This window comes from Pseudomonas sp. 5.2 (assembly GCF_059025405.1).
In genome coordinates this window covers 153,443-173,571 of the sequence record NZ_JBYBHH010000013.1, presented here as the reverse complement: position 1 = coordinate 173,571, position 20,129 = coordinate 153,443, and the positions used below count along the sequence as shown (strand labels likewise).

Annotated in this window: 19 protein-coding genes and 1 pseudogene; 11 read left to right on the top strand and 9 right to left on the bottom strand. The window is 57.5% G+C overall.

Features of this window, described 5'->3' with window-relative positions; genetic code table 11:
• Window positions 1-114: 114 nt before the first annotated feature.
• From AC5PZ0_RS20030 to AC5PZ0_RS20015, 4 genes and pseudogenes are all read right to left on the bottom strand, one after another.
• Entirely contained in the window at window positions 115-582 is a 468-nt protein-coding gene (locus AC5PZ0_RS20030) for a (R)-mandelonitrile lyase (protein ID WP_099429725.1), read from the bottom strand.
• 23 nt (window positions 583-605) lie between these two features.
• Window positions 606-851, bottom strand: a pseudogene (locus AC5PZ0_RS20025) (aldo/keto reductase); the annotation flags it as partial.
• Window positions 852-875: 24 nt separating this feature from the next.
• Window positions 876-1,466 (bottom strand): flavodoxin, encoded by a 591-nt coding sequence (locus AC5PZ0_RS20020; protein WP_493855594.1) that lies wholly within the window; start codon window positions 1,464-1,466, stop codon window positions 876-878.
• A complete protein-coding gene (locus AC5PZ0_RS20015) occupies window positions 1,463-2,452 on the bottom strand; it encodes an aldo/keto reductase (protein ID WP_493855593.1) in 990 nt (329 codons plus the stop codon). Before AC5PZ0_RS20015 ends, AC5PZ0_RS20020 begins: the two co-directional genes overlap by 4 nt.
• Window positions 2,453-2,698: 246 nt before the next feature.
• Between AC5PZ0_RS20015 and AC5PZ0_RS20010 the strand changes: the two genes are divergently transcribed.
• Window positions 2,699-3,259 carry a hypothetical protein gene (locus AC5PZ0_RS20010; RefSeq protein ID WP_099429722.1) on the top strand — a complete coding sequence of 187 codons (561 nt, stop codon included), beginning with the start codon at window positions 2,699-2,701 and terminating at the stop codon, window positions 3,257-3,259.
• A 451-nt stretch (window positions 3,260-3,710) separates the two neighbouring features.
• Here the strand turns inward: AC5PZ0_RS20010 and AC5PZ0_RS20005 are convergent, their stop codons facing one another.
• Window positions 3,711-4,070, bottom strand: a complete 360-nt coding sequence (locus AC5PZ0_RS20005; protein WP_493855592.1) for a cupin domain-containing protein — start codon at window positions 4,068-4,070, stop codon at window positions 3,711-3,713.
• Window positions 4,067-4,660 carry a GNAT family N-acetyltransferase gene (locus tag AC5PZ0_RS20000; RefSeq protein WP_265969506.1) on the bottom strand — a complete coding sequence of 198 codons (594 nt, stop codon included), beginning with the start codon at window positions 4,658-4,660 and terminating at the stop codon, window positions 4,067-4,069. Before AC5PZ0_RS20000 ends, AC5PZ0_RS20005 begins: the two co-directional genes overlap by 4 nt.
• A 363-nt stretch (window positions 4,661-5,023) precedes the next feature.
• Here AC5PZ0_RS20000 and AC5PZ0_RS19995 point away from each other — a divergent pair, with 363 nt between their 5' ends.
• The 3 genes from AC5PZ0_RS19995 (at window position 5,024) to AC5PZ0_RS19985 (ending at window position 9,066) form a co-directional block, all read left to right on the top strand.
• A complete protein-coding gene (locus AC5PZ0_RS19995) occupies window positions 5,024-5,548 on the top strand; it encodes a sigma-70 family RNA polymerase sigma factor (protein WP_454243463.1) in 525 nt (174 codons plus the stop codon).
• On the top strand, window positions 5,545-6,477 hold the full coding sequence (locus AC5PZ0_RS19990; protein WP_493855591.1) for a FecR family protein: 933 nt from the start codon (window positions 5,545-5,547) through the stop codon (window positions 6,475-6,477). Before AC5PZ0_RS19995 ends, AC5PZ0_RS19990 begins: the two co-directional genes overlap by 4 nt.
• Window positions 6,478-6,561: 84 nt before the next feature.
• Complete coding sequence (locus AC5PZ0_RS19985) at window positions 6,562-9,066, top strand: TonB-dependent siderophore receptor (protein WP_265969504.1); 2,505 nt, start codon at window positions 6,562-6,564, stop codon at window positions 9,064-9,066.
• A gap of 181 nt (window positions 9,067-9,247) precedes the next feature.
• Here AC5PZ0_RS19985 and AC5PZ0_RS19980 read toward each other — a convergent pair whose 3' ends face one another.
• Window positions 9,248-11,683, bottom strand: a complete 2,436-nt coding sequence (locus AC5PZ0_RS19980; protein ID WP_493855590.1) for a TonB-dependent siderophore receptor — start codon at window positions 11,681-11,683, stop codon at window positions 9,248-9,250.
• A gap of 188 nt (window positions 11,684-11,871) precedes the next feature.
• On the opposite strand from AC5PZ0_RS19980, the gene AC5PZ0_RS19975 reads away from it, so the two are divergent.
• From AC5PZ0_RS19975 to AC5PZ0_RS19950, 6 genes are all read left to right on the top strand, one after another.
• Window positions 11,872-12,387 (top strand): sigma-70 family RNA polymerase sigma factor, encoded by a 516-nt coding sequence (locus AC5PZ0_RS19975; RefSeq protein WP_027596290.1) that lies wholly within the window; start codon window positions 11,872-11,874, stop codon window positions 12,385-12,387.
• A complete protein-coding gene (locus AC5PZ0_RS19970; protein ID WP_493855589.1) occupies window positions 12,384-13,331 on the top strand; it encodes a FecR domain-containing protein in 948 nt (315 codons plus the stop codon). Before AC5PZ0_RS19975 ends, AC5PZ0_RS19970 begins: the two co-directional genes overlap by 4 nt.
• A gap of 102 nt (window positions 13,332-13,433) precedes the next feature.
• Entirely contained in the window at window positions 13,434-14,639 is a 1,206-nt protein-coding gene (locus AC5PZ0_RS19965; protein WP_274888739.1) for a GAF domain-containing sensor histidine kinase, read from the top strand.
• Between the two features lie 83 nt (window positions 14,640-14,722).
• Window positions 14,723-15,610, top strand: a complete 888-nt coding sequence (locus tag AC5PZ0_RS19960) for a LysR substrate-binding domain-containing protein (protein ID WP_099429718.1) — start codon at window positions 14,723-14,725, stop codon at window positions 15,608-15,610.
• A gap of 104 nt (window positions 15,611-15,714) precedes the next feature.
• Window positions 15,715-16,419, top strand: coding sequence for an SDR family oxidoreductase (locus AC5PZ0_RS19955; protein ID WP_027596294.1), 705 nt, complete (start codon window positions 15,715-15,717; stop codon window positions 16,417-16,419).
• A 53-nt stretch (window positions 16,420-16,472) separates the two neighbouring features.
• The gene (locus tag AC5PZ0_RS19950; RefSeq protein WP_493855588.1) at window positions 16,473-17,027 is read left to right on the top strand and encodes a pyridoxamine 5'-phosphate oxidase family protein; all 555 of its coding nucleotides are present in this window, start codon (window positions 16,473-16,475) and stop codon (window positions 17,025-17,027) included.
• Window positions 17,028-17,130: 103 nt separating this feature from the next.
• Here AC5PZ0_RS19950 and AC5PZ0_RS19945 read toward each other — a convergent pair whose 3' ends face one another.
• Both AC5PZ0_RS19945 and AC5PZ0_RS19940 read right to left on the bottom strand, forming a co-directional pair.
• Window positions 17,131-18,027, bottom strand: coding sequence for a DMT family transporter (locus AC5PZ0_RS19945; RefSeq protein WP_493855587.1), 897 nt, complete (start codon window positions 18,025-18,027; stop codon window positions 17,131-17,133).
• Between the two features lie 87 nt (window positions 18,028-18,114).
• Entirely contained in the window at window positions 18,115-19,185 is a 1,071-nt protein-coding gene (locus AC5PZ0_RS19940; protein ID WP_493855586.1) for an SDR family oxidoreductase, read from the bottom strand.
• A 74-nt stretch (window positions 19,186-19,259) separates the two neighbouring features.
• Here AC5PZ0_RS19940 and AC5PZ0_RS19935 point away from each other — a divergent pair, with 74 nt between their 5' ends.
• The gene (locus tag AC5PZ0_RS19935; protein ID WP_493855585.1) at window positions 19,260-19,649 is read left to right on the top strand and encodes a MerR family transcriptional regulator; all 390 of its coding nucleotides are present in this window, start codon (window positions 19,260-19,262) and stop codon (window positions 19,647-19,649) included.
• Window positions 19,650-20,129 lie beyond the last annotated feature (480 nt).

The following is a 20,129-nucleotide window of genomic DNA, read 5'->3' as shown; positions in this document are numbered from 1 at the left end:
AGGTACTTTGCAAATTTCATGTTATTTCCCCGAAGGTGCGAGGGCCTGGGTCAATGCCGTATTGGCCCGTTCAGCAGTCTGCGCATCGCCGTATTTCTCAGCAGTTTCGTAACTTCATTCTCCGGCGTATTGCGCGTCCGAGACCTGTTCCGCCCAAGTAACAGTGTTGCCGTCCTCGGCTTCAGCAATGGCGATATGGGTCATGCCGTTGCTGGCCGTGGCGCCATGCCAGTGACGGGTGTGCGGTGGAATCCAGACAGTGTCGCCCGGTCGGATCTCCTGTCGCGGGCCACCCTCTTGCTGTACGTAGCCGACGCCTGCGGTGACGATCAGCGTTTGCCCCAGCGGGTGGGTGTGCCATGCCGTGCGTGCTCCAGGCTCGAAGGTCACCGTGCCGCCGCCGATGCGCGCCGGCGGCTCGCCTTTGAACAGGCCATCAACGTGCACCGTACCGGTGAAGTTTTGCGCCGCGCCCTTGACCGAGGGCTGCGAGCCGTTCGGCGTAATGCGGATTTCGTTGGCGGCCTGGGATTCTGCCGCCATGAATGACAAAGCAACGAGTGGTGTGATCAAACGGTTCATCGGATCAACTCCGGTCAGGCGTGAAACTTGGTGGCGATGACGACTTGCTCGCGGATCGGCTGCAAGGCCTCGCCCAGCAGTTCTTCATTGGCAAACGGGCCATATGCTTCGGCGGTGTCGAACAAGGTGATGCCGTGCTCGTAGGCCGAACGAATCAGCCTGATCATGCTGGCTTTGTCGGCAGCCGGCCCGTAGGCCGAGGTCATGCTCATGCAGCCAAGGCCGAGTGCGGACACTTGCAGGCCGTTGCCCAACGTGCGGATTTCCATGATTTCACTCCGTACAGAATTCGATTACCGCGTAAGAGGGTGATCGCTCAGCCAGCCGTTCACGCGTTCCATGGTCTTGCGCTCCTGCTCACTCTGCATCACAAAACCTTCCAGAATCTCTGCCTTCGGTGCGTGCTTGACCAGCACGCTGCGGCTGTTGCCCAAGCCATAACCGCCGTGGGTGTTGAAGGGGATAAGGGTTTTGCTGGTCAGGTCGTGGGCGCTGAGAAAGGCGCGCACGATCGGCGGGGCGGTTTCACCCCAGATCGGAAAGCCGAGATAGATCGTGTCGTAGTCGCTCAAGAACTGAACCTTGTTTTGCAGCTCGGGTTCGAAGCCGCTGTCACGCTCCTGACGTGCCTGCTCAACGGTTTGCAGATAGTCCTCGGGGTAGGCTTGGGCCGGGCGAATCTCGAAGAGATCGGCATTCAGCCCACGTTGGATCAGCCCGGCGACCACGCGGGTATTACCCGAGCGCGAGAAATACGCGACCAGAATCCGCGAGCCTGAGCGGGGTGTTTCACTGTGGCCTTGCGTGTCGGCGAGCGACAGCAGCGGGGCGCTGGCCAGGGCGGCGATCACCGTGCGCCGCAGCGGATCGTGATCATTGTTCATCGGCCGACTCGCGCCTTTAGGGCTTCGGGATAGCGCTCGCCTTCAATGCGGATGTGCGCCAGTGCGGCATCGATCGCTTTGAGTTCGGTGGCGTCGAGCGTGATGTCCGCGCCACCGAGGTTTTCTTCCAGGCGAGGCAGTTTGGTCGTCCCCGGAATCGGTACGATCCACGGTGCCTGCGCGAGCAGCCATGCCAGCGCGATCTGTGCGGGTGTGGCCTGTTTCTGCGCGGCGATCTGACGGATCAACACCACCAGGTCCTGATTGGCTTGCAGGGCCGAATGACTGAAACGCGGGACGATGCTGCGGAAATCGTCGCTGCCGTAAGTGGTCTGCGCCGACACCGTGCCGGTGAGAAAACCTTTACCCAGTGGGCTGAACGGCACTAAGCCGATGCCCAGTTCCCAAAGCGTCGGCAGGATTTCCCGCTCAGGCTCGCGCCACCACAATGAGTATTCGCTTTGCAGCGCTGTGACCGGTTGCACCGCGTGTGCACGGCGAATGGTCTGCGCACCGGCCTCCGACAGGCCGAAGTGCTTGACCTTGCCTTCGCCAATCAAGTCCTTCACCACGCCGGCGACGTCCTCGATCGGCACGTCCGGATCGACGCGGTGCTGGTAAAGCAGATCGATGTAGTCGGTCTGCAGTCGACGCAACGAACCCTCGACCGCGACCCGGATGTGCTCGGGGCGGCTGTTGAGAATCTGCTGTTTATTGTCGTCGCCGAAGGTGAAGCCGAACTTGGTGGCGATGACCACTTCATCGCGCACCGGTGCCAGGGCTTCGCCCACCACCTGTTCGTTCAGGTAGGGGCCGTAAACCTCGGCGGTATCGAAGAACGTGACGCCCCGGTCAACCGCCGATCGGATCAGCGCAATGGCCTGTTGTGTGTCAGTCGCCGGGCCGTAGCCATGGCTTAAGCCCATGCAACCCAAGCCCAGGGCTGACACTTCAAGTGAACTGTTTCCGAGTGTGCGCTTGTGCATCTGGATCTCCCGACATTTGGTGTTGGGAGAACAGTAAGCGAGCTACCGAGTGGGGACTAGACGGTTAAATTGGCAAGGGTTCATGAGATTTGTTCATCAATCACAGAGGGCAGGCTGTGGGACTGTATCCTCATGGGACGCATGAAAGGCTGCCCTAGGGCAATCGTTTATTCATCAGGGCGCGATATAACCGGCCTACTGTCGGATGGTGTGCTAAAACCAGAATATCCAAAGCCTGGGTGTACCATGAGCAATTTTCCGATCGTTGCCACGATACTCTCGATGATACTCGGGCTCTCCGTCACTCGGCTTCTACTGGGGGTATTGACGGTATTCCGCATTCGCCGCGCGGCGAAGCCTGATTGGGTACCGCTCGCCTGGGCCACGATGCTGTTCACTACGCAACTTGACTTCTGGTGGGCTGTAAACGCTCTGCCGGCCATAAAAGTTACGTTCACATTTTTGGAGTTTCTCCTGCTCGTTCTGTTAGCGCTTTCTCTTTTTATAGCCTCTGCGCTGTTGCTCCCCAGTCGCAGTGAGGATGAGCAGAATGGCCTTCAGGTTTACTTCGAACAGGATGGCCGTTACGCGCTGTTGTTCCTGTCTGCTTATTTATTCCTCGGGCTTGTCGTAAACGTAAGCTTTTTCAAGGCATCGCCAATAGCGCTATGGGGCGTATTGGACGTGATCATGATTGCCCTTCCACTCTGCGCGTTCATCGCCAGGTCTCGCGAGCATTATTCGAGCATCGCCTTGGCATACATTCCTATTACAGCATTTGACTTAGTGGTTTCACTCGCCGGCTAGACAGTTGGATCGCAATTTGATCGCCGATGAGCGGCAGCTTCGGGTCGAAAGCGGTCACTGGCTAACGGCTGCAATCGACCCATGGCTGCCATTGCGAAAGTACCGCTATTGCTCATTTTCCGAGGCCGGCACGAACCCTGTGGAAGCAACTGTCCTATTCAAACTCTAAAAGTTTGCGCGATCACTGTGGGAGCGGGCTTGCCCGCGAACACGAGCGAAGCCCGTGCCATCCATCACGTCGCCTGCTTCGCGGGCAAGCCCGCTCCCACAAATCACCTAAGATACGACTGGCCGCTTTGGGTCGATAGCAGCCGGTCGCGACTGACCGCAATCGACCCAAAGCAGACACTGAATAGGGCTGTTGTGGCCTGCCAAAGAACATTCGAGCGCCGCCAGCAGGCAAGCATGCAAACTGGCTTTGCGCTGCGCTCGATGAAACGCTACCCGGTGCCTAGTTCGCGGGCAGGAGGATCACGAAGTTCTTTTTCATCTCTTCCAGCACGGTCCATTTGCCCTTGGCGCCCGGTTCGATAATGAACGTGTCGCCAGCGGCCAGTGTGACGGGGGCGCTGCCCTCTAGCTCGATGACGCAGCGTCCACTCAGGACATGGCAGAACTCCCACACTTTGTAGTCGATGCGCCACGCGCCGGTGCTGGCTTCCCATTCTCCGGAAATGCGGCCTTGCTGTTCATCGTGATAGTACTTGGACGTCAGCGTATGAGGGGTGCCTTCCACGACCTCTTCAAAAAAGGGAAGGTCGCGCACCGGTTGGATATCCAGTTCGCGGAACACGGTCAGTTTCTTGTTCATGGTTTTTTCTCGAGCACGTTGTGGGTAGGGCGATACATCAAATAGGCTTCACCGGTTACGCTCAGCATCGGGTGCGGAACGATCTGGCAGGTTTTAACAATTTGAAAACCGTGACGTTCGTAGAAGCGGCGTGCACCGTGGTTTTCTGCATAATCGATCAGGCATAGCCCATCCAGGCCAGAGTCCTCAGCGCGTTGCTGAGCATGGCGAAGAAACTGGACGCCCAGCCCTTGGCTGCGCCAGGCCTCATCCAGGGCCAGGCTGGATATGTATAAGGTGCCGGGTATTTCCATGTCGGCATAAGGCGCGAGGACCGGGTCTGTCTCGACAGGCCTGTCAGGGGTCTCGCGCAAGGCATAGCTATGCATCATGCCGATGACGCGCCCTTCGAAAATGGCCATCAGGCAGTTCTTATAGGAAAAGTCGCCCTGTTCCCTGGCATAGCGAGATGTGCCGACACTCAGTAATGCTTCCCCGGGTGCGGCAAGCTTGCTCCATATGTAATCGGCCATGCCCTCCGATGTCAGTTGAAAGAAGCGCGCAATATCGTGCGCATCCGAGGCTTGAGCGGGCCTGAAGTCGATAGGCATGTACAGTGCTCCCATGGGATCGGGTGGTTAGTTTTCAAGGATTACGCCTTTGAAAGGGTGGCAGGTTAGGCGGGTTCAACGGTTCCCATCATGCTCTGGGCGAACACCGTCAGCACGGCATGCGACGCTGCCCATGCTCAAAGGCCGGTGGCCGTCTAATGGCTCAGGCCTGGGGATCGATCGTGCAAATGCCGGAGGGGGTGAGGCGAGAAGCGGGGCGCGCTGAGGCCGAACATGTGCGTGCACAAAAGCGTGCTGTGGTCGGTGGTTGATCAGCCCCTTGAGAGTCCCCCTTGGAACCCTGTACCATTGCGAATGATTAGCAGATGCATTCCATTCTGATCATGGACGCGAGGAACGATCGTGTTGCCTTCCCCAGCTATCGCACCTGAAACACGCGAGCGCATCGCCGGTCTTTACCGTGATCATCACCTCTGGTTGCTCAGTTGGCTGCAACGCCGGCATCACTTCGGTGATCATGCGTCTGACGTTGCACAGGACACCTTCCTGCATGCCATTCTGCGCCCGCAGCAGCTTGCTGGATTGCGCCAACCCAGGGCTTGGTTGAGCAGTGTAGCGAAAGGGCTGTTGATCGACCGCTATCGCCGGCAGAAGCTTGAGGCGGCCTATCTACAGGCGTTGGCGCAGTTGCCGGAGGCTGAAGCGCCCTCTGCTGAGCGACAATTGATGCTGTTGCAGACGCTGATGCAGATCGACGCCTTGCTTGACGGCCTTGCACCGAAGGTACGCATGGCGTTTCTGCTGTCGCGCCTGGAGGGCCTCAGCTACCAAGATATCGCAGCCCGCCTGGGGGTCAGCCTGAGCAGCGTAGAGAAGTACATGGCCAAGGCTATTCGTCACTGTTACCAGCTTACACTCGAACCATGACAGACAAGGTGCTCGACCAAGCCATCGACTGGCTGGTGAAACTCGAGTCCTCGCAACATGCTCCGAGCGTGAGTGCAGCGTGCTTGGCCTGGCGCCAGGCGGATCCGAGGCATGAGGCGCGCTGGCAAGCCCTGCAAGAGGCTCAAGCCTGTTTCCCGCTCGCGCGCGAGCTACCGTCCGGTGTCGCAATTAGTACGCTGGCTAATCAGGGGCGCCGCACGGCGATCAAGACGCTCGGATTGGGCATTTTTGGCTTGGGCATGGCGGGTGGTGCCCTGCAGCAGTCGCCTTGGCGCCGCAGCTTCGCCGACTACAGCACCAGCACCGGCGAGCGACGCCGCTTCGCACTGGCCGACGGCAGTACGGTGCAACTCGACAGCAGGAGTGCCATGGATGTAAGGCTCGATTCGCGCGGGCGCCGGATCTTACTGCGGGAAGGGCAGGCGTACGTACAAACGGCCCTCGACGCGTTGCAGCGCCCGCTTTGCGTGACGACGGCGCAAGGGCGCTACGAGACAACGAACGCAGCGTTCAACCTTTGCCAAGAACACGGCTACACACGGTTGACCGTTGACCAAGGCAGCGTTGCTGTTCAGCTTCCGGGCCAGGCGCCAGCGCGAGCGCAAGCCGGGCAACAATGGCGGATCGACAGTGCCGGCTCCCGACTTGTCGAACGGCCGACATTCGAAGGCTCCGCCTGGGTCCGCGGTGTGTTGATCGCCCGGGACATGCCCTTGCAGGCCGTGCTCGATCAACTAGGGCGCCAACGTGCGGGCTGGGTGGGCTGCGACCCGGCCGTGGCCGGGCTGAAGATCTCTGGCGTATTTCAGCTAGACGATACCGACAATGCCCTGCGCACCCTGACCCACACGCTGCCTGTACGCCTGGTCTGGCGTACGTCGCTGTGGGTGCGCATCGTTCCCGCCTGAAAAAAACTGCCGGGTTGTTTACGGGATTTAGCAGGCTCCTTCGACAAGAAGAAAAAGCCCGCATTTTTCAGGAGCCGCAACTCGATGGATCTGCAATCCCGTTATCGTCCCGCCTTGCTTGCCCAGGCCATCTTCATTGGCACGATGTCGAGCCTCTGCCAAATGGCTCAGGCGCAGCAACCTGCACAGCGCTACGACTTGCCCGCAGCACCGCTGGGCCAGGCGTTAAACCGCTTTGCCGAGCGATCCGGCATCAGCCTGCCGTACACACCGAACATGGTCGAAGGCAAACAGGCACAAGCCGTCAACGGCGAGATGTCTGATGAAATGGCACTTCACTTGCTGCTGGAGGGCACTGGTTTGACAGCAACGCAGGCCGTCGATGGCAACTGGTCCTTACAACCGCTGACGAATGACGGCGGACCTGCATTGGAACTGGGCAGTACCCTCATCGAAGGCCAGGGCATGGGCATGATGACCGAGAATACCGGCTCATACACCACCGAGAAGGTCAGTATCGGCTCCAAGACCCCGACAAGCCTGCGGCAGACACCACAATCGGTGTCGGTGATCACCAACCAGGTCATCGAAGAACAGCGTATGACCGACCTTGCCGATGCCATGAAGATTACCCCCGGCATCACGGTGAAGAACAACAACTTCCGCCTTTCGGACTTCTATTCGCGCGGCTTCAAGGTGGAGAACATCCAGATTGACGGTGCTGCACCGATGGCCCTGGGGACCACGTCAGGCAGCTTCTACTCGAACAAGAACTACGACATGGTCGAGTTCGACCACGTTGAAGTGCTGCGTGGCTCGTCCGCCCTGTTCGGTGGCACCGGTGACCCGGGTGGCATGATCAACCTGGTGCGCAAGCGACCGCTGGACACCTATCAACTCAAGGTCGACATGTCGGCTGGCAGCTGGGACAACTACCGCACCCAGTTCGACGTCACCGGGCCGTTGGGCATCGATGGCAAGCTGCGTGGTCGCCTGGTCGCCGCCTACACCGACCGTCAGTACATGCTCGACGACCGTGCCACTGAAAAGCCGATCGTATATGGCATTCTGGAGGCCGACATCACTCCAGACACCATGCTGACCGTCGGCGGCCGCTCTGAGCGCATTCACGAGACCGGCTCCGGCACTGGCCTGCCGCGCTACAGCACCGGTGCCGACCTGGGCCTATCGCGCAGCACCAGCCTGACCGAGAACTGGGCCTATCTGGATGGCCGCTCTCAGGAAGTGTTCGCCAAGGTCGACCACACATTCAATGACGACTGGAAAGCCAACGTCACCTACACCCAAACACTGGACTCGGGTTTCAGCAAGAGTGCATTCAACTTCGGCTCGGTCAACCCGGTCACCCTTGATGGCCCGGCCTGGAGCGGCAACGTCAACCAATACCGCAGCGACCAGAAGCTTTGGGATGCCAACATCGCCGGCAAATTCCGGGCATTCGACCTGCAGCATGAATTTCTCATGGGCATCGACTACCAGAAAATCACCAGCCAATGGGAAGGCACCCTGCAGTCGTCCGGGTCCGGCGGCCCGATCAACGTGTTCAACCCAAGCTCTACACCGTGGGTGATGCCGCCGACCAACAAGGACTTCTACCGTGACTATAACCCCAACACTCAAACCCAATACGGCTTGTACTCGACACTTCGTCTGCAACTGGCTGACCCGCTGCACCTGATCGTCGGCGCCCGAGCCCAGCGTTATAAGTTCGAGCAGTTGTACCGCGCCCGCAGCAATGGTGTTTGGACCGTCGAGTCGGACATCGACACACGTGAACCCACCAAGCTGGTGCCCTATGGCGGTCTGGTTTACGACCTGAATGACGAGTGGTCGACCTACGTCAGCTATTCCGAGATCTACAAACCACAGCAGAACAAGCTGCAGGGCCCGCTGCCAGGCAGCTCGATCGAGGCGATGAAGGGCAAGACCTACGAAACCGGGATCAAGGGCGAGCTGTTCAATGGCGCAGTGAATGCTTCGTTTGCGCTGTACTACACCAAGCGAAACAACGAGGCGGTGGTCGATCCGGCCTACCAGCTCACCAACGTGCTGTTCGGTGGCAACTGCTGCTACCTTACCCAGGGCGAAGTGGTCAGCAAGGGCATCGACATGGAGCTGACCGGTGAGATCCTGCCGGACTGGAACGTGCTGGCCGGCTACACCTACAACAACAACCGCAACCGCCAGGACAACACGGCGTTCAGCAGTATCACCCCCAAGCACCAGTTCAAGCTGTGGAGCACCTACCAGATGCCGGGCCAGTTCCATGACTTCAAGGTCGGTGGTGGCGTGACCGTGCAGAGTGCCAACCTGGTCAGCGGGACCGCCAGTGTGATCGACAGCGCCGGTAACGTGTTGCGCAACGAAGCCTATGACTACCGTCAGGGTGGTTACGCGGTGTGGAATGCGTTGGTCGAGTACAGGATCGATGATCACTGGACCTTGGCCTACAACGCCAACAACATCTTCGACAAGACCTACTACGCAACGTTAGGCTCTTCGGCGTCGGGTAACTGGTATGGCGACGAGCGCAATCACATGCTGACCCTCCGTGGCACATTCTGGTAAGTGGTAACTGATTTTCAGGAAGCGCTTTAGGGGGGATTCAAAGCCCCCCAACTGGCAGCTTGGGTTCGATTGCAGCCATTCGCCAGTGACCGCTATCGACCCAAACCTGCCATCCACTGCTGTTCAGTACAGGTCTGCAATCTCGCCGCACATCACATGGCTGCGGCGAGACCAGGCCACGTCAGTTTTCGTACCGTAGCGTAACAGCGAAGTTACGCGGCTCACCGTAATAGTTGCCCAGGTTCGAGTTAAAGACGGCAGCGTAATAATGCTTGTCAAACACGTTGTTCAGGTTCAGTTGTGCACTCAGGTTCTTGTTGATCTGGTAATTGGCGTTCAGATCGACCAGGCTGTATGCACCTTGCTCCACGTTGCCCAGGTAGACTTTGCTCTGATGATAGAGGCTGCCGCCCACGCGCCAGTTGTCCAATTCGCCGGGCAAACGGTAGTTGGTGGCCAGTTTGACTAATCGGCGCGGGGAGGTTTCGGTGGCGTAGTCGGTACCTTTGCGGGTTCCGCCGACATATTCAGGGTGACTGTAGGTGTAGCCGAGCACGGCGTTCCAACCGGGGAGAATCTCGCCAGAAGCCTCTACTTCAAAACCTCGGTTGCGCACCTTGCCGCCTTCCTCGTAGCACGTTGAGCTATGCCCTTGCCCGCAAATACGGTCTGCGCCAGCAACCGCCTGAGGTAAATGGCTTTGGTCAACCTGAAATACCGCCACCGACGTATTGAGCAGCCCGTCGTAGAACTCGTTCTTTAGGCCGATTTCGTAGTTGCTGCCGGTGATAGGGTTGAGCAGTGTGTTGTTGATGTCGTAGTTGCTTTGAACCTGATAAATCTCGGTGTAGCTGGCGTAAACCGAGGCATTGTCAGTCAGGTCATACACGACGCCCGCATAAGGAATGACTTTTCCGTTTTCCTTGAAACGGTCGTCATAGTCAGCAGACGCGTAGTCAACCCAGCTGAAACGGCTGCCCACTATCACATGCAGGTCGTCGCTGGGGTTCAACCGGGTGGCGGCATAAAGCCCTTTGTCCTTGCGTACGTTGCGGTACTGGATGCGTTCGTAGCTATAGGTGGGCGCGACCACGTGTGAAGGGGCGAAACCCAGAATATCGACGACGCTTGGGTTGTTGTTGTAACGCGACTCGTTGATGAACCGGTCTTTGCGCGCGTTAGCGCCAAACACCAGTTCGTGGCGCTGGCCGAGCAGGTAGAAAGCGCCGTTCAGCGCGGCATCAAGGCTTATTTGTTCGTCGTCGTATGTTGTGTCGTTGGTGGACAGGCGGAACTGGTCGTTACCAATATTGTTGCCGTAGAGCCCGAGGAAATCGGCATTCGACCACATCAGGTTAGTATTGACGGTGAGTTTCCAGTCATCGTTGAACGTATGCTTGATGTCAGCGAATACCGTGCGATTGATTTTGTTCAGGTGGGCCCAGCTTGGCGCAAAGGACGCCGAGCGCGACAGTGGATAGAAGCTGCCATCGAGTTGAGTGGGCAAGCCGCCCCAGTCATAACCGCCGTGATAATCCTTTTGAAAGACGGTGCCGAGAGTCACGGTCGTATCTTCACTCACGTCGGCTTCGCCAATGGCGTAGAACAGCTGGTTCTCTTTGTCGGCACGGTCTACGAAACTATTGCCGGCGTTGTATAACAGTACGGTCCTGCCACGCAGCGTGCCCTGTTCGTTCAACGGCCCGCTTACGTCGATCTGACTATGATAATTATCCCAGGAGCCGCCGCCGATTTCTGCTTTGAGCTTATAGGTATCCGTTGGCCGCTTGCGCACCAGGTTGATGGCCGCCGAGGGGTTTCCCGCACCCTGCATCAAGCCGTTTGCGCCGCGAACAAACTCTACCCGGTCGTAGATGGCCATGTTGTTAACAGAGGTCACGTCCATCGAGTAGCTTTCGGAAATGCTGGTCGGTACGCCGTCGTATTGCAGGTCGTTGACCTGGAAACCGCGGGAGAAATAGCGTGAGCGTTCGGTACCAAAATCCTTGGTGGTGTTGATTCCCGTCGCAGCCCTGGCAACGTCTTCCAGGGATTGCATGTTTTGATCGTCCATTTGCTGACGTGTGACGACGCTGACCGACTGCGGCGTTTCGCGCAGCGAGAGATTCATCCGCGTCGCTGTGTTGGTGCTACCTGTCGTGTAGGACCTCGACCCCTCGGTGATGGCGCCCAGCCCCGAGCCTGTCACGTTGGTCACGCCCAGTTGCAATGAGCCCGACGGTGCAGCCGGCAGTACCACATAGCTGTTATCCCCACCGGCAACTGCCTGCAATCCAGACCCGCTCAGCAACACAGAAAAGCCCTGATCGATACTGTAGCGGCCGTTGATGCCCCGGCTCTGCTTGCCTTCGGTCAGGCCGTTGTCGAACGACAAGACAACGCCTGCTTTGGTGGCAAAGCTGTTCAGCACAGTGGCAAGAGACCCGGCTTCGATAACAAATTCCTGCTGGTGCAGGGTACGGGCTGTTACCTGGCTTTCAGCCGCACGGGTAATTGCTGGAGTGGCCATCAACAACGATGCACCCATTAGGGCAAGGCATAGGGCGCTTGGGGTGTTCAACGTGGCGGTGCAGAAGCCTGGAAGGGGATGCTGCATGCTTTCTCCTGATGCGATTGTTGGCATTTTATGAGGTGTCTGCAAAAGGAGTCGCGCTGCCGAGCGTAAAGTGACAACGCGTTTTGAAATTATTTTTTTTGGCCTGTTTTTTGGCCCAAAAGTCGATTGCCCTCAGGCCACCATTTCACTATATTGAGATTAATTCTTATTCTCTGCTTGGCTTCGACATGCCGTCTGGCAACCCTATCGCGACGCTCTACAACGACCATCAACCCTGGCTTATCAGCTGGCTGCGCAAGCGTACCGGGTGTTCGCAGGCGGCGGCAGACTTCGCCCAGGACACCTTTCTTCGCGTGCTGCTCGCCGAGCGCCGTGAACCCCTGGCGGCCACGCTCAATGAGCCACGGCATTTTCTGGTAACTATCGCCAAGCGGGTAATGATCGACAGTTTTCGCCGTCAGTCGGTGGAGCGTGCCTACCTCGAAGTGCTCGCCGCGCAGCCTGAGTCGTTCGAGATTTCTGCCGAGGAACAGCTGTCCTTGCTCCAGACACTGCTGGAGCTGGATCGCATGCTTGACGGCCTGGGCGTGAAGGCGAAAACGGCGTTCCTGATGTCGCAAGTGCAAGGGCTGACCTACCCTCAGATCGCGGAACAATTACAGGTGTCCGCCAGCTCAGTGACCAAATATATGGCCCGAGCCACCGAACGCTGCCTCTTGTATCTCTTGGACAATCCCTGGTGACCAAGGACGCCCAGCGCCAAGCGCTTCGCCACGCTGCGCAGTGGTTCGCACACCTGTCCGCGAACCCTGACGACCCGGCGCTGCGCGCACAGTGGCAGCGCTGGCACTGCCGAAGTGCGGAGCATGAATGGGCATGGCAGCAGTTGACCGAATTGCAGGCGCGCCTTGGCAGCATGCCGCAGCAGTTGGCCTGGGCGGTCATGGAAAAGTCCACGTTACGCGAGAGCGGGCCGAATCGCCGCACCCTTCTCAAAGGGTTGTTGCTCGGCGCCGGCGCGAGTTCATTGGCATGGCAAGGCTATGACGTTGCGCCAAAATGGATGGCCGATCTCAAAACCCGCACCGGAGAACAGCGCCAAGAGGCGCTTGCTGACGGCACCTTGCTGGTGTTGGATACCGATACCGCGCTGGATGTAATGTTCAATGCCAGCACGCGCTTGCTGATCCTTCGGGAGGGTGAGATCCACGTAACCACCGGCAAGGACTCCCGTCCGTTCCTGGTGCGCAGTGCCCAGGGGGAGCTGCGCGCATTGGGCACTCGTTTCGCCGTGCGCCAGTTAGACGGGCTGACGCGTCTTAGCGTCTACCAGCATGCCGTTGCGGTACGCCCTGAGCAGACCACCGATGAGGTCGTGATCGAGGAAGGGCAATCGGTGACGTTTGATCGTCAGCGACTGTTGGGCACGCAGGCGTTGAAAACAGCCGAAGAGGCCTGGGCCCAGGGGCGGCTGGTAGTGGAAGGCTGGAGGCTGGACCTACTGATCAATGAGTTGCAGCGCTATTGCCCCGGCTATCTTGGCTGCGCGCCCGAGGTCAGCCATTTGCGGGTGTCGGGCTCGTATTCGCTTGGTAATATCGAGCTGACATTGAACACGATTGCCCGCTCGTTACCCATCCGAATCCAGCAACTTACCCGTTACTGGACGCGCATCCTGCCGGTTTGATGATTCGTCCGCTTTTGGCCCCGACGCTTTTCCCGGCTCATTGTCAAACGCAGGGGCTTACGCTTTAATTCCAATTTGCCATTCACCCAATCGGCGATCTTGATGCCTTATCCGTCTGACCTTTCACACGACATCAGTACGATTGCCAAGATCGAGGCCGTCCCGCTTATTCTCAATATGGTGAAGCATGTTACCGGCATGCGCTTTGCGGCAATTGCGCGTGTCACCGAGACAAAATGGGTGGCTTGCGCTGTCGATGATTCTATTGATTTTGGGCTCATACCTGGCGGTGAGTTGGTGCTGGAAACGACGATTTGCCACGAAATTCGTCAGCACCGCAAACCCGTTATATTCAGGAATGCCAGTGAGCATCCGGTGTACTCAACCCACCACACCCCTCAGACATACGGCTTAGAAAGCTACGTCTCCATTCCTATCACCAGGACAAACGGAGACTTCTTCGGAACGCTCTGTGCTATCGATGAGGTTCCGGCCCATTTTGATGAAGAGGCGGTGTGCAAAACGCTAACGCTGTTCGCCCAGTTAATAGCTGTTCAACTCGACGTTTTGGCGGACCTTGAGACCAAAACGATTGAACTGGCAAGTGCAGCTGAGACAGGCGTTGTCCGGGAGCAGTTCATTGCCGTACTGGGGCATGACCTCCGTTCGCCACTGTGCGCTATCAGAATGAGCGCCGATCTACTGGAGGCTAAGCTTCCTGCCGGTCGCGAGCAGCAGCTTGCCACTGCAATACGACAAAGCTCGCAGCGGATGAACAACTTGATTGAAGATGTCCTGGATTTTTCTCGAGGAAAGCTGGGGGGAGGCATTCCGGTCAAACGGACGTTAGTGGACAACCTGGGTGACGTTTTTAGTGCCGTCATCAATGAAATCATGACGAGTCATCCCAACGTCAACATCCGTCAAGAGGTGATCATTTCACCTGGGGTCTTCTGTGATGCTGGGAGAATGGGGCAGTTGCTTTCAAACCTCTTGGGCAATGCAGTGGCTCATGGGGCGCGTGATCTTCCGATAGAGGTGACCGCAAGCATGCAAGAAAATCATATAGTGCTGTCAGTGATGAACCATGGCCCAGAAATCCCCGACGTTTTGTTACCGCTACTGTTTCAACCGTTTAAAAGGTCGGCAGCCGGTGGCCGCGGGGAGGGGCTGGGGCTCGGTTTGTATATCGCATCCCAAATCGTAACGGGTCACAACGGGACGTTATCAGTAACCTCTACGCCTGAGGCCGGCACGCGCTTCGTAGCGAGGTTCCCTGGCACTTTGGAGTGGACGAAAGAGGACTAGATGTAGTCCGTGGGCGTTATAGGCAGCGCCTATCATCCTCCCAAAGCGGCATTAAATCCTTCGCTGTCATTAGAAAAAATACTATGAACGGACATACCTTGTTGCCTCCCCTTAACGCGCTCAGGGTATTCGAGGTGGTTGCCCGTCATCTGAATTTTCGGCTGGCCGCCGACGAGCTAGGTGTCACTCAGGCCGCTGTGGCACAGCAGATACGAGGGCTTGAGACGAGCCTGGAGTTGAAGTTGTTTGAGCGGTTGCCGAGAGGGCTGCGCTTAACGGAACCCGGGAAGGGCTACAGCTTGGCAGTTCGTGAGGCATTCGCCTTGATCACTACGGCCACGCAAGCCCTCAAACCAGTGGGGCTGGAGCTGACGGTCAGCGTCACGCCTACTTTTGCGGCGAAGTGGCTAATCCCTCGGCTGTCCTCGTTCTCAGTTGCGCACCCTCAGATCGATCTGCAAGTACTTGCCACTGACCGCATTTCGCAATTTCGGCCTGGTGGAGCTGACATCGCTGTCCGCTACGGACGTGCACCTTTCGAGAATATGCTCAATGCCGAGCTTTTTCTGACTGAACGTATAGTTGCGGTAGCTAGCCCGGTATTGCTTGAACAACTGGGTCGGCCAGAGAGCGTGGAAAAACTGCAGGAATACACCCTGCTGCATGACGCTCACAGTTTCTGGCCTGAGTTCATAGATCAGGCCTTCCAGAGCCCCATCCGCCAACCCTCTAAAAATGTGCGGTTCAACCAAACGGTACTTGCGATCGAGGCTGCAGCAGCAGGACAAGGGCTGGCATTGGCCAGCTACCACTTCGTCAAAGCAGACCTAGAGGCAGGAAGGTTAGCGCTGGCGATGGCGCATCAAATGAGCTTGGACAAAGCCTATTATCTGGTCTGGCCGCGAAACGCTCACCAGCCGGCGGCCCTGGAAACCGTCCGAACGTGGCTACTTGAACAGGCGAGGCTATAGATTATCTACTGGCAGGAAGAAGGGTTGTTGTCTCTCTGAGACGTGCTGAGCGGTGCTAGTCTCATTTCACCAACAACCCGTCAACGCCTCACTTAGGGGGATGTATGTCAGTAGAAAAAGTAGCAATTGTCACTGCCGGTGGTAGCGGCATGGGAGCGGCGGCAGCACGTAGATTGGCTGCCGACGGCTTCAAGGTCGGTATTCTCTCTTCGTCTGGCAAAGGCGAGGCCCTGGCGCAAGAGCTAGGCGGTATTGGTGTAACCGGCAGTAACCAGTCAAATGAAGACCTGCAGCGCCTAGTCGACGCAGTCATTCAGAAATGGGGCCGTATCGATGTGTTGGTTAACAGCGCCGGCCATGGTCCGCGGGCACCCATTCTTGAAATCAGCGACGAAGACTGGCACCAGGGTATGGAGACCTACCTGCTCAACGTCATTCGCCCGGCGCGGCTGGTGACCCCGTACATGCAGCGCCAGAAAGGCGGTGCAATCATCAACATTTCTACTGCATGGGCGTTCGAACCAAGCGAACTCTTCCCTACCTCGGCAGTGTTCCGTGCCGGTTTGGCGTCGTTCAGCAAAATCTATGCGGACAAGTACGCCGCTGACAACATTCGCATTAATAACGTGCTGCCTGGTTGGATCGACAGTCTCCCTGCTACCGAACAGCGTCGAGAAGGTGTGCCGCTTAAACGCTATGGCACCAGTGAGGAGATTGCCGCCACTGTCGCCTTCCTGGCGAGCGAAGGGGCAGCCTACATTACTGGCCAGAACATCAAGGTCGATGGCGGCGTTACACGCAGCGTCTGAGTGCCTCCGGGCCGCACGCCGTACGCGGCCCTTTTTCATTTTGGGCGATTGCCATGCTTGATCTGATATTGGCTGAGGTATGGTCAAATTTAGCTATACCGGTTGGCGGTAGTCCAAATCCCTTTCGCTTGATGCAACTGGCCACGGTCAATGCTGAAGGGCAACCTAAGGTAAGCACCGTTGTCTTGCGCCATGCGGATGAGTCTACGAAGTCGATCATCTTTTATGTGGACAAGCGGTCGGCGAAGCTTGCAGAGATACTGGCCGAACCTAGAGTCGGTATTACCGCCGTCGACCCGTCTGGCAAGCGTCAGCTTCGGCTTGAAGGCCTAGGTGAACCTGTGTCTGATGTGTCGCTCCTTGCCAAGCACTGGGAGCAGGCACGGGGAAGAACTCAAGCGCTCTTTCGCCATGGGCGCATACCCGGCGAGTCGATTTCTTCACCTTCTGTAGCCTATGAAACGAACAGGGAGGGTTTCAAAAATTTCGCTGTACTGGCTGTCCACCTACGACAAATAGAGTGGCTCGATCTTACCCAGGACATCCACCAACGGGCACGCTTCATTTTGCAAGGCGAGCATTGGCAGGCGGGTTGGATCGCGCCCTAAGACAGGATCAATTTTAATGAGCAACGAAGGGCAGGAACCGGCCAGAAACGGTCGGTTCAAGACACTCGCGCCACTCACGTAATCAGCAGCCCGAAATAGTTTACTAAGTGGAAGGGGCGGATGCTTTGCCGCCCAAGCGAATCAGTTCATTGGAGAAGCACAGGCCGACGATGATCAGTGCCGCTCCCGCGTACAGGCTGTGGGGCGGCACTTCGTTAAGCGCTACAAATGCCAGCAGCGCGGCGAACAGTGGCTCCGTCAGCTCCAGTGCCTGCACTTGGGATGGCTTCAGGTACTCGATGGCTTTGGTGGTGCAGAAGAAGCCGAGGATTGTCGGCAGCGTGGCCAGCGCCAGCAGCGCCGCGATCGCCAGCGGCGACAACTCGCCGATCGCGAAACCATCGGCGGCAGCTGGCATCAGCAGATACAGGCTGCCAAAGAACAACAACTGACGGGTGAAGTGCAGCCCTCCCGATACTCCCATACGCTTCATGGCAACCGAAAAAGCCCCATAGCCGGAGCCGGCAATGGAGGCGAGCGCAGCACCTTGCAGGCTAAAGCCCTGCTGCAGGTCGCCACCGAAGATCACCGAAATCCCAGCGATAGCCAAAGCGGCGCCTAGGGTAGCGTTCGCAGTGATGGCATCCTTGAGAAAAATGCGCCCTAGGATGATCGACGAAATTGAGGCACTGGCCATCAGCACTACTACCACACCTGCCGCAGCGTAGTGTCTATAGGCGGACGTTTCGAAATGGAACAGCACAAAGATGCCAAGGAATGCACAGATAGCCGCCTGAGCCCATTGGGTCGACACCGCAGGGCGCTTGAGGAAAAACAGTAAGATCGAAAGAAGCATGCACCCCAGTACGGTCTTGATCACAGCGACACTGCTGGCGGTGAAGCCATTACTCATGAGTACTTTGCTGAGTACACCGATTGTTGCGTTCAGTGCTGCAGCGGAAAGTGCAAATATGGCGCCTTTGCCGAAAGTTGATTGCATGGCTGACGCTCCCTGTCGCTGAGTTGTCGTTCGATAGAATTCCGCCAGCATCGACGGCATAAATGTTGAGGAGGAGAAGTCAGGTGCCTAGCTTTTGGCGATGCAATAGGAATTGACGAACGCTGCCGTGTGCTGCAATGACTGACGGATATCCGGTTTGGCAATTTTATGCCGTTTTGCAAATTGCTCGACCGCCGTTGTATCAAAACGTGTGGTCTGGATAAAGTCCAAGGCTTCGGGTTTTGTGTGCAAGAACGACGCGACGGGGGGAATAGCCAATAGCAGCTTCAACAATGGGAGGGGAATGTGATGCTTGGGAGACTTTAAGCTCAACGGTTGTGCAACCTGCATCAGGAGTTCTCGCAGGTTTGGGGTTTGGTCATCAAGTGCCAGCAATTCCTGGCCTACCATGGCTGGGTCAAACGCACAAACTGCCACCAGCTCAGCCAGATAATCGACGGTCACCAGTGGCAGCCAGTGCTTGGCGGTACCGGGTACAGCAGTGAGCTTTCCCTGCACAAGGTTGCGTATCAGCGCCACCAGTGGCTGCCCCTCAAGAATATGCCCCGTGCGGCTGTGGCCACAGACCGTCGCAGGGTGGACAACGGTAATCTCCCCACCCTTGGCAGACATGAGCGCCAGGGTCGCAAAATGCGCCTCCAGCTTGCTGCCCTCGTAACCACCCACACGTCGATAGACGGCAGACCAATTCGTCAACTCCGGACGACGAGGATCAATTCCGATGCGTTGCAGGTGCTCATGATTTTTCAGCATGAAGCCGCCGATCATGACTAAACGGCTTTTTTGCTCTGCCGCCAGAAGCGCCACGCGCTTTGCACCTTCCACATTTACCGCACGAGAATGCTCCACTGACAGCCCCCATGCGAAGTGGGCGCCTAGATGGAATATGACGCTGGCGTGCCTTAGCACTTCACGGTCAGCAGGACTCAGCCCGAGGTTGTCCCGTTCCAAATCGCCCGCTACGGCAAACACCCGGCTGGCGCACCCGCCCAAATTAGCGACGTGCTCGCGCAGTGCAGCCAATTGCTCTGGGCGACGCATCAACACCCTGATGGTGTGACCTTTTGCACTTAAGTTCGCCACCAAATGTTGGCCAACAAAGCCCGTTCCGCCTGTAACAAAGCACTCCACGCTCATTTCCCTGTTCCTTGTTGAAGGTGAGAAACAAAGCGTAAACTATCGACCCAACTCTAGGGTCAAGCGGTATTGTCATGAAAATCGGCGAACTTGAGGCGCGCAGCGGCGCCAGCCGCCATACGCTGCGTTACTACGAGCAACTTGGCCTGATCTCACCGCTGCGGCAAACCAACAACTATCGCGTTTACACCGAGCAAACGCTGCACGATCTGGACTTTATCCAGCGCGCGCAAAGCATGGGGTTTTCCCTTGGGGAAATTGGCGAGATTCTGAATGCGCAGCGGAACCAGCTGATTGACTGTGCTGACGGCGCCAGGCTAATTGAAAAAAAGATGGCAGAGATCAAGCAGAAGATCGCCAACCTGCAAAGCATTTATCGGTACCTGGATGAAGAGCGTGCAAACCTTGAGGCCAGTGCTGCCAAGCAACTTGAACTTCAGCAGATGAACAACGCCGCAAACTGAACTGTCAGCCCGGGAAACGGAAACTGCAGCCCACGTCGCTCGTGAACGACCGCAATGGGTCGTAGCAGACGGTCATGACTGGCCGCAATCGACCCAAGGCGGACACTGATCCAAAGCTCTGTTGTCAGTGCAGGCCTCATCGCCGGCAAGCCGGCTCTCACCGGAATATCACCAGCCTTCAGGCATGCGCTGTACCTGTGGGAGCCGCGCTTGCCGGCGATGGGCCGCGAAGCGGCCCCGGTTACAGATGTCCGCTTGCCCAGAAATCCCCGACGTTTTGTTACCGCTACTGTTTCAACCGTTTTGTGTAGCCATTTGTCGAATCCGATCAATGGGTATTGATCGGATTCATATTTGGGAGAGCGTGCACCTGTCATTCGACTTCAACCACCTGTTGCTCGTGCTGACCGTCTACGTAAGAGGTGCGGACAGCCCAGGCCCTAGCAACATGCGAATCATGGGGGTGGCCATGCATCAAGG